General features: G+C 69.1%; 17 protein-coding genes. 7 read left to right on the top strand and 10 right to left on the bottom strand.

What is annotated here, in order from left to right; all coding sequences use genetic code 11:
* Positions 1-59: 59 nt before the first annotated feature.
* Both arcA and HQ314_RS11680 read right to left on the bottom strand, forming a co-directional pair.
* Positions 60-1,274, bottom strand: a complete 1,215-nt coding sequence (gene arcA, locus HQ314_RS11685; protein WP_027504489.1) for an arginine deiminase — start codon at positions 1,272-1,274, stop codon at positions 60-62.
* A 62-nt stretch (positions 1,275-1,336) separates the two neighbouring features.
* Positions 1,337-2,215 carry an SDR family oxidoreductase gene (locus tag HQ314_RS11680; RefSeq protein ID WP_222627644.1) on the bottom strand — a complete coding sequence of 293 codons (879 nt, stop codon included), beginning with the start codon at positions 2,213-2,215 and terminating at the stop codon, positions 1,337-1,339.
* Positions 2,216-2,323: 108 nt separating this feature from the next.
* Here HQ314_RS11680 and HQ314_RS11675 point away from each other — a divergent pair, with 108 nt between their 5' ends.
* On the top strand, positions 2,324-2,923 hold the full coding sequence (locus tag HQ314_RS11675; RefSeq protein ID WP_056447072.1) for a sulfite oxidase-like oxidoreductase: 600 nt from the start codon (positions 2,324-2,326) through the stop codon (positions 2,921-2,923).
* 1 nt (position 2,924) lies between these two features.
* The gene (locus HQ314_RS11670; protein ID WP_222650147.1) at positions 2,925-3,695 is read left to right on the top strand and encodes a ferredoxin reductase; all 771 of its coding nucleotides are present in this window, start codon (positions 2,925-2,927) and stop codon (positions 3,693-3,695) included.
* 23 nt (positions 3,696-3,718) lie between these two features.
* Here HQ314_RS11670 and HQ314_RS11665 read toward each other — a convergent pair whose 3' ends face one another.
* From HQ314_RS11665 to HQ314_RS11645, 5 genes are all read right to left on the bottom strand, one after another.
* Positions 3,719-3,901, bottom strand: a complete 183-nt coding sequence (locus tag HQ314_RS11665) for a hypothetical protein (RefSeq protein WP_056447066.1) — start codon at positions 3,899-3,901, stop codon at positions 3,719-3,721.
* A gap of 84 nt (positions 3,902-3,985) precedes the next feature.
* Positions 3,986-4,681, bottom strand: coding sequence for a TetR/AcrR family transcriptional regulator (locus tag HQ314_RS11660; RefSeq protein WP_051612955.1), 696 nt, complete (start codon positions 4,679-4,681; stop codon positions 3,986-3,988).
* A 267-nt stretch (positions 4,682-4,948) separates the two neighbouring features.
* A complete protein-coding gene (locus HQ314_RS11655) occupies positions 4,949-5,386 on the bottom strand; it encodes an effector binding domain-containing protein (RefSeq protein ID WP_027504103.1) in 438 nt (145 codons plus the stop codon).
* Positions 5,383-5,850, bottom strand: coding sequence for an effector binding domain-containing protein (locus HQ314_RS11650; RefSeq protein ID WP_027504104.1), 468 nt, complete (start codon positions 5,848-5,850; stop codon positions 5,383-5,385). The genes HQ314_RS11655 and HQ314_RS11650 overlap by 4 nt, the downstream gene beginning before the upstream one ends.
* A 135-nt stretch (positions 5,851-5,985) precedes the next feature.
* The gene (locus HQ314_RS11645; protein WP_222650146.1) at positions 5,986-7,008 is read right to left on the bottom strand and encodes a DMT family transporter; all 1,023 of its coding nucleotides are present in this window, start codon (positions 7,006-7,008) and stop codon (positions 5,986-5,988) included.
* Positions 7,009-7,067: 59 nt separating this feature from the next.
* On the opposite strand from HQ314_RS11645, the gene HQ314_RS11640 reads away from it, so the two are divergent.
* The 5 genes from HQ314_RS11640 (at position 7,068) to HQ314_RS11620 (ending at position 11,658) form a co-directional block, all read left to right on the top strand.
* Positions 7,068-7,610 (top strand): CGNR zinc finger domain-containing protein, encoded by a 543-nt coding sequence (locus tag HQ314_RS11640; protein WP_222650145.1) that lies wholly within the window; start codon positions 7,068-7,070, stop codon positions 7,608-7,610.
* A gap of 248 nt (positions 7,611-7,858) precedes the next feature.
* Positions 7,859-9,103 carry an aspartate aminotransferase family protein gene (locus HQ314_RS11635; RefSeq protein WP_222650144.1) on the top strand — a complete coding sequence of 415 codons (1,245 nt, stop codon included), beginning with the start codon at positions 7,859-7,861 and terminating at the stop codon, positions 9,101-9,103.
* On the top strand, positions 9,100-10,134 hold the full coding sequence (locus HQ314_RS11630) for an SDR family oxidoreductase (RefSeq protein ID WP_222650143.1): 1,035 nt from the start codon (positions 9,100-9,102) through the stop codon (positions 10,132-10,134). The genes HQ314_RS11635 and HQ314_RS11630 overlap by 4 nt, the downstream gene beginning before the upstream one ends.
* Before the next feature lie 26 nt (positions 10,135-10,160).
* Positions 10,161-10,655 (top strand): type II toxin-antitoxin system RatA family toxin, encoded by a 495-nt coding sequence (locus HQ314_RS11625; RefSeq protein WP_222650142.1) that lies wholly within the window; start codon positions 10,161-10,163, stop codon positions 10,653-10,655.
* 28 nt (positions 10,656-10,683) lie between these two features.
* Positions 10,684-11,658, top strand: coding sequence for a TAXI family TRAP transporter solute-binding subunit (locus HQ314_RS11620; RefSeq protein WP_222650141.1), 975 nt, complete (start codon positions 10,684-10,686; stop codon positions 11,656-11,658).
* On the opposite strand, the gene HQ314_RS11615 is transcribed toward HQ314_RS11620, so the two are convergent.
* From HQ314_RS11615 to HQ314_RS11605, 3 genes are read right to left on the bottom strand one after another with little or no spacing between them, the layout of a single operon-like run.
* Positions 11,585-12,970 (bottom strand): HAMP domain-containing sensor histidine kinase, encoded by a 1,386-nt coding sequence (locus HQ314_RS11615; RefSeq protein ID WP_027504107.1) that lies wholly within the window; start codon positions 12,968-12,970, stop codon positions 11,585-11,587. The genes HQ314_RS11620 and HQ314_RS11615 overlap by 74 nt on opposite strands.
* Complete coding sequence (locus HQ314_RS11610) at positions 12,967-13,641, bottom strand: response regulator transcription factor (protein ID WP_027504108.1); 675 nt, start codon at positions 13,639-13,641, stop codon at positions 12,967-12,969. The genes HQ314_RS11615 and HQ314_RS11610 overlap by 4 nt, the downstream gene beginning before the upstream one ends.
* A gap of 44 nt (positions 13,642-13,685) precedes the next feature.
* Positions 13,686-15,017 (bottom strand): MFS transporter, encoded by a 1,332-nt coding sequence (locus HQ314_RS11605; RefSeq protein ID WP_222627659.1) that lies wholly within the window; start codon positions 15,015-15,017, stop codon positions 13,686-13,688.
* Positions 15,018-15,134 lie beyond the last annotated feature (117 nt).

The raw sequence follows: 15,134 nt of genomic DNA, 5'->3' as shown, positions 1-15,134 counted from the left end.
CGGCCGGACAACAGCGGGAAGGCCGGAGGCCGGCCGGACAACAGCGGGAAGGCCAGAGGTCAGACGGGATCGCGGGCGACGGGGCAGGACATGCAGCGGGGTCCGCCGCGGCCCGATCCCAGTTCCGATCCCGAGATGCGCAGCACCTCGATGCCCGACGCCTCGAGGCGCGCGTTGGTCTCGACGTTGCGTTCGTACGCGACGACGACGCCGGGAGCCAGTGCGAGCGTGTTGTTCCCGTCGTCCCACTGCTCACGTTCGGCGGTGACGTTGTCGAGTCCGGTGTCGATGACCCGCAGTTTGCCGATACCCATGGCGTCGGCCGCGGCGTCGAGGAACGGGCCCGCGCCGGTGATGGTCACACCGGTGTCCTCGCGACGAATCGTGAACGCGGACAGCGTGTCCTGGATGATCGGGTACATCACCACCGCGTCGGTGTCGACCATCGTGCACACGGTGTCCAGGTGCATCGACGCCCGTTCCTGCGCGATGGGCACCACGAGCACGGTGTGCGCGAGGTCGTCGTCGAAGAGGCTGCGCGCGAGCGCTTCGGCACCGGCGGGCGTGGTGCGTTCACCGACTCCCACGGCGACGACGCCGGGCGCCATCAGCAGCACGTCGCCGCCCTCCACCGGCGCGGTGTGCGACTCGTAGGCCCGGCGCACACCGAGGAATCGTGGATGGAAGGCGTAGATCAGATCCGTCAGCGACGTCTCCCGAGCGCGGGCCCGCAGCGCCAGCGACGTGATCGCGACGCGTTGCTGGATCCAGAACGACGAGTCGCGGGTGAACAGCAGGTTCGGGAGCGGCTCGATGACGAAGTCGCCGCCGTGGTGCATGCGCCGGACCAGCGAGACACCCGAGTCGTCCGCGACCGGCAGTTCGTCGAAGGTCATGCCCGCCATCAGCACGGTCGCCAGTTCGGGTGCGGGCAGGCCGCGGAGGTAGGTCGCCAGGTCCCGGGCGAGCACGTGTCCGAGCCGCCGGGGTTCCACCGCGGCGGCGACACCCTGCACGCGTGCGGCACCGCTGAGGGCCAGGGTCTCGGTCAGCAGATCACCGAGCAGGAGGACCTCGACACCGCGTCCTCGCAGCAGGTCGGCGAAGGCGTCGTGCTCGTCGCGAGCGCGGTCCACCCACGGCAGCCCGTCGAACAGCAGCTGATCGTTGTTGCGTGGGGTGAGTCGGCGCAGCTCGTCGCCAGGGCGGTGCAGCATGACCGTCCGGAGCGTTCCCACCTCGGAATCCGCTCCCAGCGGAGCCGTCGCGTCCATGCCAGAACGGTAGTGCGTGAGCGCCGACTCGGCACGCGCTCCGCCGCGACACGCGCGTGAGGTCAGCGCAGCAGTCGGGAGAAGTAGTCGTTGGCCGCCTGCATGGTCATCTCGTAGGGGCGCGCGAACTTGCGCGACACCCAGTACCCCACCCGGATGTCGTTGCTCGAGTAGACGAGGAAGTGCCGCTTCGCCATCCCGGTCAGGATCTTCTCCGCGACCACCTCGGGCGACACGGCGTGGGCCTCGAAGCGTGCGGTCAGCTTCGTCACGCGTGGGTCGTCGCGATCCACGCCGGCGATGTCCACCGTCTCGACGAGCGGTGTCCGCACCGCCCCGGGGACCACGAGCGAGACGTCGATGCCGTGCCGGGCGAGGTCGTAGCGCAACACCTCGGACATGCCGCGCACGCCGAACTTGCTGGCGCTGTACGCCGCGTGCCACGGATACGCGAGCAGGCCGGCCGACGACGACACGTTGACCAGGTACCCACCGCGACCCGCCGCGATCATCGGGGGAACGAAGCACTGGGTGACGTGGATCGGGCCCATCAGGTTGATGTCGATCAGCGCCTTCCACGTCTCGTGGGCCATGTTCTCGACGGTGCCCCACGCGGAGATCCCGGCCACGTTCATGACGACGTCGACGCTCCCCACCTCGGCGTGCACGGCGTCCGCGAACGAGGCGACGGCGTCGTGGTCGGAGACGTCGAGCGCACGCGAGGCGACGACGCTGCCGCCGTTCTCGGCGATGGTGGCGGCCGTGGCCGCCAGTCCCGCCTCCGCGATGTCCGTGACGACCAGCCGCGCCCCACGCCGCGCGGCCTCGATCGCCGTGGCGCGACCGATGCCGCTGGCGGCGCCGGTGACCAGCACGATCGCCCCGCGCAGGTCGGTCCACGACCGTCGCGGACGTCTCCCTCTCAGCCTGCTCTGCACCATCGCGTCGCACTCCCCCCTCGCCGGCCTGCTGTGGTGCCCGACACTACCGGTCGAGTGTGCGCGCTCCGACTTGTCAGAGGCCCGACGACCGGCGCAGAATCTGCCACCATGGCGTTGATCTCGAAGGGATTCGTGGGCCGCCGGCGCGGCGACGACGGTCGGACTCCCCCCGGCCAGTACCTGACCAACGATTTCCCGGTTCTCGCCATCGGGCCCGCGCCCGTGGTCGCGACCGACACGTGGTCGTTCTCCATCACGTCCGAGACCGGTGAGACCCGGACCTGGACGTGGGACGAGGTGGCCGCGCTGCCGCACGAGACCCCGACGGTCGACATCCACTGTGTCACCAAGTGGTCGAAGCTCGACACCAACTGGAATGGCGTGAGTCTCGACGTGCTGCTGGACGGTCTCGACACCGAGGCGGGGTACGTCGTCGTGCACGGCTTCGACGGATACACCACCAATCTGCCCCTCGAGGACCTGCGAGACGGGAAGGCCTGGCTGGTCACCGAGTTCGACGGAGAGCCGCTCGCACGCGAACACGGCGGTCCCGCACGGCTTCTCGTGCCGCACCTGTATTTCTGGAAGTCGGCGAAGTGGGTCTCGCGCATCGAGCTCACCGAGGAGAACGAACAGGGATTCTGGGAGCGCGGCGGCTATCACGACTACGGCGACCCGTGGCGCGAGCAGCGATACCAGGGCGACTGACGTGACCACCGGATCCACGGCCGGGGTCGGGGCCAGGCCCTGGCTCGTCTCGACCGTGCTCGAGGTGCGGCGCGAGACACCGACCGCCTCGACGCTGGTGCTCGACGTCGACGGCTGGCCGGGACATCTCGCCGGACAGCACGTGGACGTGAAGCTGACCGCCGAGGACGGGTACAGCGCGCAGCGCAGCTACTCCCTCGCCTCCGCACCGGACGGCACGTCGCGCATCGAGATCGCCGTGCAGAACGTCTCCGACGGCGAGGTGTCCCCCTACCTCGTCGGCGCCGTCGAGGTGGGCGACCGGTTCGAGATCCGCGGACCCGTCGGCCGGTGGTTCGTCTGGCGGCCGTCGGCACCCACCGAGACCCCGTCACCGCCTGTCCTGCTGGTGGGCGGCGGCTCGGGCATCGTTCCGCTCCGCGCGATGGTCCGCGCGCAGGCCGCGGCGGGATCGAGCGGCGGCCGGGTGCCGTTCCGCGTGCTCTACTCGGTCCGTGAACCGGCGGAGGTGTACTTCGCCGACGAGTGGGCGCATCCGCCCGCGGGAGTCGACGTCACCACGCTCTACACGCGGCGCGCTCCCACCGGCTCCCGCAGGCCGCTCGGCCGCATCACGATCGAGGATCTCGACGCGCACGGGTGGCCCGCCGAGTTCGAGCCGCGGTGCTACATCTGCGGGCCCACGAGCTTCGTCGACACGGTCGCGGACATGCTGGTCGAGCGAGGACATGCACCGGCGAACATCCGCACGGAGCGCTTCGGACCCAGCTGACAGCTGTCCCCGCCCGGCCGAGTTCAGAGGCGGGTGGTCATCTCGTCCTGGTAGTCGCGGACAGTGCGTTCGATGCGTGCGGCATCGTCGGCGTCACCGCGTTTCCGAGCGTCGTCCGCGCGTGACTGCAGCACGCGGATGGCCTTGCGCAGCTCGTTGTCGGACATGCGGCGGTCGGTGCGTTCGCGCGTGGCGATGTCTTCCATGGGTCTCTCCCGACGTCACTCGTGCGGTCGACACACGATGCCGTGTGTCTCACGTCACAGTGTGCGCCGGGAGAGCGCCGAACGCTAGTGGTTGCTGGAGACGCCGGTGTCGCTGGTGGCGTCGGCACCCGAGCGATCGCGTACGAAGCTGGAGAGGCTTCGCGAGGCGAACTCGCGGAAGTACGGGAGCTTCGCCGGCGGCACAAGCGAGGGCAGGATGGTGTGCCAGACCTGCTCCATGCGCACGGCGGCACCGTCGAGGCGCGCAGTGCCCTCGGCGACCATCAGCACGCCACTGAGCATCTCCGAGACCAGGCAGGACGCGGTCTCGGCGTCCAGCGAGTCGATGACGTCACCGTGCTCGATGGCACGCTCGAAGAGGTGCGAGAAGATGTTCTGCCACGTACCGAAGACGCTCCCCCGCGTGGGGTCCGGTGCGTCCACCTCGAGCTGCAGGCGGTACATGATGCGCACCAGGTTGTCGGTATTGGCAAGGTCGAGAACGGAATACGTGATCCCGATGACGGATTCCAGTGCGGGAGAACGGCTGTCGACCATTCCGGTGCAGGCGGCCGCGACACGCTCACGACCCTCGTCGACGAGCGCACGCGCCAGCTCTTCCTTGGAGGCGAAGTGGAAGTACAGCGCGCCCTTGGTCACACCCGACTCCGCCGAGACCTGGCTCAGGGTCGCCGTGGCGTGGCCGACCCGCAGGAACAGATCGGCGGCAGCCCGCAGGGCCGCGGACCGCGTTGCCTCTGCACGTAATTGCCTGACCATTGTTACTCCCCACTAGTCACGCGCGTTCGGACCGGTGCTCCGAACCGCCGGTGTGAATCCCGTGTCACACCCTTCTACTGCGCGTGATCATGATAGGCACAGGTTGGACTCGAACACCGCCACAGAAATGCACTCGAGACAAAATCACAATGACGACCAGCGCTCGAGCGAGTCCAGGCACCGCTCCGACTGCTTCTACTCGTCGGTAGGTTCTTTATCTCGGCGAGAGCCGACTTCTCGTCCGTCGGCACCGGACGTCGGCGCACGTCATTGCAGCGAGACGGCGACGAAGATCTCGACGTTCCCGTCGGCTGAGAGGCACTCGAACTCCACCCCGCCGGCGCGCACGATCGAGCCGTCGGCGATGGCCTCCTCGGCCTGCGCCCACGCGTCCTCCGCCCGGTCGGGCAGCGTCATCGACGGCGTGAAGACCGCGAACGCTCCCGACGGAACCGTGACGAAGACGTCGCCGATCGGCACGTCGTCGACGTTCCCACGAGGTACGCCGACGACGACGTTGCAGACACCACGCTGATCCGGGACGTAGACGGTGTAGACGTCGGCGTCCTCCGGTTCACGTTCGCGGATACGCTCTCGCAGGAACACGACGAGATCGCTGGCGCTGCCCTCGGGTCCGGGATCGACACCGGGCACGACCAGTCCGCCGAACACCATGCTCGGACGAGCCACGAGACGGAACGTCATCCCGCACCGCCGACGCCCCGCGAGCCGGGCGTCGCGACCGGAACGTACATCTCGATCTTGTATGCGTGGGGATACACCTCGAACTCACCGGTGAAGGCGCGAGTGAAGGACCCCATCTCCTCCGCGTGGGTGATCTCGTTCCACAGCGTCGTCAGGACCTGCGGAAAATTGCCGACCGCGGAGAATTTCGCATAGCGCCCCGCCGGCACACGCGCCACGATGTGCCCGCGGCGCACGTCACCGTCCGCGACGCGGTACCCGACGATCTGCGTGCTGTAGGACCCGATCGCGGGAACGAAGTCGGTGTAGATCGACCCGAGCGGTTCACCGATGTCCTGGTTCAGGATTCCGGACCACGCACGTTCGAGATTGGTGTCGTAGAGAGAGCCCAACGCCCGTTTCGGGCTACGCACAGGGAGACCCGCAACCCACGTTTCCGCGAGGTCGACGAATTCGATGGTCATGACGGGCTCCCGTGCAACGGCTTCGATGTCCGCGTGGTGGTCACTGACATTCCGGCGGACCGGCACTCGCGACCCCGCCCGGAGAAGTGCCCACCCGCCGAATACCACGACGCGCCCTCACCATACAGTGCCGCGTCAGGGGAGAACGGATACCCCGTGAGATCCGTCCATTCCTGCCGAGGCCGGCAGCGCCTCCACGGGCGGCGGTGCATCGGATCGCCACTGCACCACGGCGGCTCCCGTCAGAATTGCTGCACCACCTGCGATTTGAGTGAGAGACACCGTCTCGCCGAGCAGGAGCCACGCCGCAACCACCGCGCACAGCACCTCGACCAGCGCGATCACCGATGCGGTCGATGCCCCGAGGGCGCGGGACGCCATGATCCCGAAAACGTACGCGACGGCTGCGGAGACCAGGGCGAGCACTGCGACGGAAGTCCACCACGGCCACGCCCGGCCGTCGAGAGCGACGTCGTTCGTCGACACCTGCAACGGAACCATTCCCAGCATTCCGGCGACGCCGACCACAATGGCGCCCACCGCCAGTCCGGCGGCCGAGAGAACCAACGGATCGACGGCGTCACCCTGTTTCGCGGACACCACGAAGTAGAACGCGAGACACACGGCGGCGGACAGTCCCCAGAGCACGCCGACAGGATCGAACACGGCGCCGTCGAACACGTCGAGCACGACCAGCGCACCGCCGAGCGCGAGTGCGACACCCGCCATCGTCGTCGGGCGGGGGCGCCGCCGGGTGGTGATCCAGATCCAGCCGATCACCAGGACCGGCCCGAGGTACTCGAGCATGAGTGCGACACCCACCGAGAGGTGTTGGATCGCATTGAAGAAGCAGACCTGGGCTCCTGCCACCGCGACGACCCCGTACGCGACGACGGTGACGGGAGCCGAGAGCACCCCGCGGAGTGCGCCGCGGCGCAGCAGGACGACGACGGGCAGGAGGATCACCGCACCGCCCACGATGCGAGCGAGCACCGCGGACTCGGGCGACCACCCGGTGTCGGTGAGCGCCTTCGCGAACGGGCCCGACATTCCGAACGCGATCGCGGAGGTCACGGCGAACGCGACACCGGAACGGGAGGACACCATGAGCGGCCCTTTCGAGGATCCGGCCACACCGCCGGGTACGTCGCCCGTCATGTCATGACCGTAACTGTAGATTGGTCATGACACTAGAGACCCGGAAGGTCAGGAGTCAAATGCTTTTTGCTCATGACACACGCACCGCCCTCGTCTGGGCGGCGGCGCTGATCAACACCGCCGCGAACGGCGAGGACTACCTCCCTGACGTGAGCACCCTGTCGTCGATGCTCGACGAGCACGAGTGGACGGGGCGCCGCGACGGCACACAGGAGGAACTCGACGCCGTGCGGGCCCTGCGCCCGGCCTGGCGGGCGCTGTGGGAGACGGGCGAACCCGACGCCGTCGTACCCGTCGTCAACGCGATGCTGGCCGCATCCGACGCCCGGCCGTACCTCACCCGCCACGGCGACTGGGGCTGGCACATGCACGTCAGCGACGACGACGCGCCCCTCGCCGATCGCATGACGGCCGAGACCGCCGTCGCCCTCGCCGACATGGTGCGGTCGGACGAGCTCGAGCGGCTCCGCCTGTGCGACGCACCGGACTGCGACGCGGTGCTCGTCGACCTCTCCCGCAACCGATCGAGGCGGTACTGCGACACCGGAAACTGCGGCAACCGCGCCAACGTCGCCGCGTACCGGGCCCGCAAGAAGATCTGACGACGGCCGGTCCCGGTGAACCGATATTCGCACAATTTCTGATGATCCGGATTCACTCCGTGGTCACCGGACCAGCCACTCGGAGCTGCCCCACAGGATAATGGTGGTTCGCTCCATCTGTTGTGGCGCAACATCATACGACTCATCGGTGGCTTTGACGCCACCTGCAGCCGGGGTTACCGTCGGTGATCGCGGCGGCCCGCCGGGCCGCACGCCTCATCGCTTCTCCTCGTCTCGGGAGCCACACCATGTCGATCTCGACGTCCCTCGACGGGCGGGTGCAGAGCCACACCCGCGCGCATCTGTCCGAGTCTCGTGCACGCGTGGCCTCCATGCTGGGCGACATCGTCGAGGACCGCTCGCTCGGAGCCAGACTGTGGTCGACCGACGACGTCGAGTACCTCAACTGCGGCGGGTACGGGACCCTCCTGCTCGGCGCCCGGCATCCCCGCGTCGTCGACGCGGTGATCGCCCAGCTCGGACGCCATCCCGTCTCCACCCGCACCCTGCTCGAACCTCGGGTGGCCGAGGCCGCGGCGGCACTGGCGGCCCGCCTGCCGGACTCGCTGTCGAAGGTCTACTTCGGCGCCTCCGGAACCGAGGCCACCGAAGCCGCCGTCAAGATGGCCTGCAGCGCCGGCCACCATCGCCTGATCGGGGCGAGCCGCGGCTACCACGGCAAGACCCTCGGCGCGCTCGCCCTCACGGCGAATCCGTCGTATCAGAACCCGTTCCGTCGACTGTTCACCGCGGCGACCACAGTTCCGTACGGCGACGTCCAGGCACTGTCGGACGCACTCGGCGACGACGCCTCCGACGCCTGCGTGGTCCTCGAACCCGTGCAGGGCGAGGGCGGGGTCGTGCTGCCGCCCCGCAACTACCTCGCGGTCGCCTCGGCACTGTGCCGTGAACGCGGAGCCCTCCTCGTGATCGACGAGATCATGACCGGCCTCGGACGCACCGGCCTGATGTGGGAGAGCGAGCGGGACGCCGTCGACGCCGACATCGTCCTCGTGGGAAAGGGTCTGGGCGGCGGCGTGATTCCCGTGTCGGCCGCCGTCGCGACACCGCGCGCCTTCCGTGCCTTCGACATCGACTTCGGCATCCACACGTCGACGTTCTCCGGTGCGCCGCTGGGGATGGCGGCCGCGTGCGCCGCGCTCGAGGTCATCGACGACGAGAAGCTGGTGGCGCGATCCGCACGGACGGGCGGACGACTGCTCGACGAGTTGCGCATACTCACAGCGGATCTCGGGACCGTGGAGGTCCGCGGTCGAGGGTTGCTCATCGGGCTGGACTTCGGCGACGCCGGCACCGCCGGCCGCTTCCTGCTCGCGCTGCTCGACCGGCGCGTCGTGGCCAACCACTCCCTGAACGCCAGTCCAGTCGTGCGTTTCACTCCCCCGGCCACGATGACCGAGGCTGATGTCGACTGGATGCTCACCGCCGTCGGCGACGCACTGCGCGAGACGTTCTCGAAAGGACACCGATGACGATTCTGCTGACCGGAGCCTCCGGCGTCGTCGGACTGCCGACGCTCCGCGCCCTCACCGAGGACCACGACGTCGTCGTGCTGGAAGGTCGACGGGCCGTGCAGCACTCGGGGATCACTGTCCGCGGCGACCTCCGCGCGCCACACCTCGGACTCGACGACCGGACGTGGTCCGCCCTCACCCGCGACGTGGACACCGTCGTGCACTGCGCCGGCGTCGTGGACTTCGGGATCGACGATGCGTCCACCCGGGCCGTCAACGTCGACGGAGTCCGCCACATCGTGGAGCTCTCCCGGGACGCGTCGGCACGCCTGGTGCACGTCAGCACCGCCTTCGTCGGCCAACCCGTGATCCCGGACGTCACCGGCGGACTCGCCACCATGCACCCCGGTGCGTACATCGCCAGCAAGAGGGACGGCGAGGATCTCGTGCGGAGCAGCGGCGTCGACTGGACCATCGTCCGCCCGTCCATCGTGTGCGGCGATTCCGAGACCGGTGAGATCTCCGAGTTGCAGGGGCTGCACACCCTCGTGCGCGCCTTCCTGCGCGGGACGTTGCCGGTCGTCCTGTGCGAGGACGCGCTGCAGTACGACTTCGTGCCGTGCGACGTCGTCGCACGGTCGATCGCGACGGTGGTGAACCACCCGCGGCAGTACGACCGCGAGCACGTGTGGGTCACCAGCGGGGCCGCGGCACTGGACATCGACTCGCTCGTCGCCGTGCTGGTCGACGAGGCCACCCGCCTCGGGATCGCGGTGGACGCGCCTCGCCGGCTGCACCCGGACGTGTTCCAGCGCCTGTGGAAGCCGGCCTTCTTCGACCTGCTCGACCCCGCGTCGCAGACGAAGTTCGCCAATCTCCTCGCCTCCGTCGCGAACCTGTTCAACACCAGCCCGTTTCCCACGTCGCTCGGGTCCGGACCCCTCCCTCCCGCGCAGACGGCGGGCACCATCGAACGCTCCGCCCGCCTCACCGCCCGACATCTGGTGGAGCGCTCCCCCGGCGCCTATCCCGTCCTGCAGTCCGCCTGACCGTCGATTCCATTCGAGGAGTTCTCATGTCCCCCAGCATCATCAGTGTGATCGCCACCCTCACCGGCGTCACTCCGGACGACGTGTTCGATCGGGTCAGCGACTTCGCCTCCTTCGGCGATCACGTACCCATGGTCGACCGCATCACCGTGACGGATCCCGAGTCGCGGGACGCGGCCGGGTACGTTCGATCGTCGTCGTGGTCGACCCACTTCCGCGGCGGTCTGCTGCAGTGGGTCGAGACGGACACCGTCGACGTGCCCGGCCGCACCGTCACCTTCGAGCAGTCGAGCGGCGACCTGGGATCGTTCGACGGCCGGTGGGCGGTGCGGGAGACCGGCGACGGCGCCGTCGAGATGGCCTTCGACGCCGCCGTCGACATCGGCATCCCGTCGATGGCCGACATGCTCAATCCGGTCGCCGCACAGGAACTGGCCACCGGCGTGCACCAGATCGTCGACGGGCTCTTCGGCTCGGACGTCGTCTCCGTCGAGACCGGGTCGCGGCTCACTCAGCGCTGACGGACCGGCCCCGGCCTATGCTGAACGCGTGCTCGGCCGACGGCAGTTCCTCCGCGGGGCCGGCGCGGCTGCGGCCGCCGCCGCCCTGGCGGGGTGTTCCCGAGATACGTGGTGGCAGGACGCTTCCGGCCGACTGCGCATCGCCACCGGCAACGTGGGTGCGGTGTTCGACGAGTACGGCGCGGCTCTGCGCACAGAGGCCACGCAGGTGCTGCCGGGTGTGCGCTCGGAGGTCGTCGTGACCGGCGGCTCCGTGGGAAACGTGCTCGACCTCTCGTCGGGCACCGCGGACGTCGCGTTCTGTCTCGGCGACACGGCGCTCGACGCGGTGCGCGGCGAGGGAGCCTTCGACTCCCCGGTCCCCCTGACCGCGCTGGCCCGGCTCTACGACAGCTTCCTGCAGATCCTCGTCCCGGTGGATTCCCCGGTCACGGGCATCCAGGATCTGACGGGCGTGCGCCTGAGCGCGGGCCAGACCGACTCGGGTACCCGGTCGGTGACCGAGAGGTGCCTGGCCGCAGCAGGAGTGGACACGGCGGACGTCGACTTCGTCGCGCAACCGCTCGGCGAGGCGACGGCGGCGCTGAGCACCGGACGCGTCGACGCGCTGGCCTTCGTCAGCGGGTTCCCGGTGCGGGCACTGGTCGAGCTGGGCGCGCGCACACCGGTCCGCGCGCTGGATCTCGGTGGACTGGTCGAGGGAATCGTGTCGACGTGGGGTCCGCAGTACGTCACCGGTCCGCTGCCGGCCGGGCCGTACCGTCTGCCCGCCGCCGTCCAGACTGTCAGCGTGAAGACCTACCTCATCGCGACGCCGACGCTCCGCGAGGACACGGCCTACGGGTTCACGTCCGTCGTCTTCGACCGTCAGGACGCGATCGCACGAACCGTCCCCGACGTCCGGCAGCCGACCGTCGCCGCCGGGATGTTCACCCAGCCGGTCCCGCTGCATCCGGGGGCGCTGCGGTGGTTCCGCGATCGAGACGCGCGGGAAGTGAGATGACCGTCCGCAGGCCGGGATCGGCGGGGTCGAAGACCACGTCCCCGTCGGCGTCGCGGATGCGGAGGACGACGATCGCGAGACCCAGTCCGGTGCCCTCGACGCCGGCGTGCCGGTCGAGTCGATGGAAGCGCCGCCCCAGCTCGGCGGCTTCGGCGGCACTGACGCCGTCACCGTGATCGCGCACCGTCACTCGCCACGCGTCGCCGGCCTGCTCCAGCGCGACGTCGACGGACCGACCCTCCGCGTACTTCAGGGCGTTGTCCAGCAGGACGTCGAGGACCGTGGGGACGAGGTCCTCCTCCAGGAACGCCGGGGCGGTGTCGACGTCGACCCGGACGGTCAGCAGATCCCCGAACAACGGCGCCCACAGCGCGACCCGCTCGCGAAGCTGCCGGGCGACGTCCACCTCGGAGGAGCGTCGGTCGAAGCCTCCCGCGCGGCTGATCTCGATCACCGCGTCGAGTGAGCGCGCCATGCGTTCGGTCTCGGCGAGCACCGGTTCGACGGCCGGATCGTCCACGGCCAGGTTCTCGAGCCGGAGCCGCAGTGCCGTCAGCGGATTGGCCAACTGATGCGACACGTCCGCGACCAGTTCGCGCTGCTGCTGCCGGGAGTGCTCCACGTTCGCCGCCATGTCGTCGAACGACTCCGCGAGCCGCCGGAGTTCGGGCGGCCCGACGTGGCGTCCCTCGGTCGGAGTGCGGCCACGGGACAGCTGCTCGACGCGGGTGGTCAGATCGTCGACCGGCCGTACCACCCAGCCGACGAGTGGCACTCCCACGAGCCAGGCGACGAGCGCGAGGACGACGGCGCCGCCCGCCGCGGCGAGCACCATCGCTCGCTGCACGTTGTCCCGCGCGGCCGACGTGTCCTCCAGCATGACGACGGCACCGAGGATCTGCGCGTCCCGGCCGATGGGCGTCGCGACGATCAACGGCTCGGTCTGCCACGGCCACAGCGCAGTCGGAGCGGAGGTCGGTGTTCCCGCGAGCGCGTCGCGTACCGCGCCCGCCAGACCCGGCACGTCGGCCGGCAGATCCGAGCCTGCCGGTGCGAGCACCGATCCGTCGATGTCGACGATCCACGTGCGGGTGCTCTCCGTGACCTCGCCGTACCGCATCAGATCGGGTCCCAGTGAGCTCGCGTCACCGACGCTGTCGGCCAGGGTGGCGAACCGGGTCGCGGCGGCCAGACGCCGTTCGTGGATGGTGATCGCCCGTTCCTCCGCGTGGGCGGCCACGAGCGGCGCGACGAGAGCCGCCAGCACGGCGGCCGTCAACGTGATCGCCAGTGCGAGCAGCCGTCTCCTCACGCGTCGGGCTCGGCCGGAGCGACCAGTCGATAGCCGACACCGCGCACCGACTCGATCCGGGCGACGTCCTTCAGCTTGTTCCGCAGTGACGCGACGTGGACGTCGAGTGTGCGCGAGGCACCCACCCACGTCGTGTCCCACACCTCCTCCATGAGCGCGGCGCGGCTCACGGGGCGGTCCGGTGTGCGGGAGAGTGCCACGAGCAGTTCGCATTCCTTCGCGGTGAGCGTGCGCACGGAGCCGTCGGGTGCGGTGACCTCGCGGGTGTCCCGAGCGAGGTCGAAGCCGAGATCGACGGCCGGCTCGGTGGCGACGCGTCCGACACTGCGCCGCACGACCGCGTCCAGCCGTGCGAGCAGCACCGCGAAGCTGTACGGCTTGGTGACGTAGTCGTCGACACCCGCACGCAGAGCGCCGATCACGGAATCCTCGGTGCGCCGCGCCGTGAGCGCCACGATGGGAACGGACGAGTGCTCCCGGATCCGGCGGCAGACCCACAGGCCGTCGTGATCCGGGAGCCCCATGTCGAGCAGGACGAGATCGGCGTCGTCCACCATGTCGAGCGCCGCGGTCCCGGTCGCGGCGTGCCGCACCGCCCAGCCCTGCCGACGCAGCGACTGTGTGAGTGCGTCGGCGACTCCGAGGTCGTCCTCGACGACGAGAATCTGCATCGTCAGGCCCTCCCGTCCGGCGCGGAAAGCCTAACGCACGGACCTCAGGACACGGCCGCCTCGTTCCTGTCCGCTCGGCGTGCCTGCTCGGCGTCCAGGAAGGTCGGTGCACGGTTCTTCAGGACGAAGACGTACACGACGAGCGAGACACCGATGGCGATGGTGACGTAGATGCCGAAGGCGTCGAGCGCATCGTTCTCCTTGGCGGCCTCGTAGATCACCGGAGCCGTGCCACCGAACATCGAATTGGCCAGTGCGTAGCCGAGTCCCAGTCCCAGAGCGCGCACGTGCGCCGGAAACAGTTCCGCCTTCACGATCGCGTTGATCGAGGTGTAGCCGGTGAGGATGACGTAGGTGCCGGCGAGCAGCAGGAAGGACACCATCGGCGTCTCGACGCGCGGCAGCAGGTTCAGGAAGGTCCACGACCACAGCACACCCGCGATGCCGAACCCGACGAGCAGCGGCTTGCGCCCGATCTTGTCGCTCAGCAGTCCGCCGAGTGGCTGGATCACCATGAGCAGCACCAGCGCTGCGAGGTTGATCCACGTCGCCGTCATGCCCTGATCGGCGTAGGTGCTCTTGACGATGAGCGGCCCGTTGACGCTGTAGGTGTAGAACGCGACGGTCCCGCCGAGGGTCACGAGGAAGCAGATGAGCAGCTGCTTCGGGTACGCGGTGAACAGCTCGGTCATCGAGCCGCTGCGCTTGCCGTCGACCTCGGTCTGCAGGGATTCGTCCATGCTCCGACGCAGGAACAGCACGACCACGGCGCCGAGGGCGCCGATACCGAACGCGATGCGCCATCCGAAGGAGGCGATCTGTTCGTCGGTCAGGACGCTCTGCTGGATCAGCAGTGTGACCTGGGCGAGGACGTGACCGCCCACCAGGGTGACGTACTGGAACGAGGAGAAGAATCCGCGCAGCCCCGGCGTCGCCGCCTCGGACATGTACGTCGCCGACGTGCCGTACTCGCCACCCGTCGCGAAGCCCTGCAGCAGGCGGCAGAGGACGAGCATGACCACGGCGGCCGACCCGATGGACGCGGCCGTCGGGGTCAGCGCGATGAGCAGGGACGAGCCCGCCATGAGCGAGATGCTGAACACCAGCGCGGGACGACGCCCGTGCCGGTCCGCGTACCGACCGAAGAACCACGACCCGATCGGGCGCATCACGAAGGTGATCGCGAAGATGCCCATCGTGTAGATGCCCGCGTTGGGCTCACCGTCGGCGAAGAAGCTCGACTGCAGGTACGACGCGAAGACCGTGTAGACGTACACGTCGTACCACTCGACGAGGTTGCCGAGTGATCCGCGAATGGTGTTGAACACCGCCCGCTTCGTCGAGGGAGGCCCCGCGGGGATGGCTGTCGTGGCCATGGATGGTCACCTTTCGGTCCGGTGCAGGGGATGCACCGAACGAACACTAGGTGTGACCGGCGCCATATGAGGCACGGCTGCGGGCAGTCTTTACAGACACTTTGCAAACCCGACCGA

Origin of the sequence: Rhodococcus sp. BP-332 (assembly GCF_019836065.1) — a bacterium.
In the GTDB taxonomy this organism is placed as follows: domain Bacteria; phylum Actinomycetota; class Actinomycetes; order Mycobacteriales; family Mycobacteriaceae; genus Rhodococcoides.
This window is presented reverse-complemented; position numbering and strand designations above follow the sequence as displayed.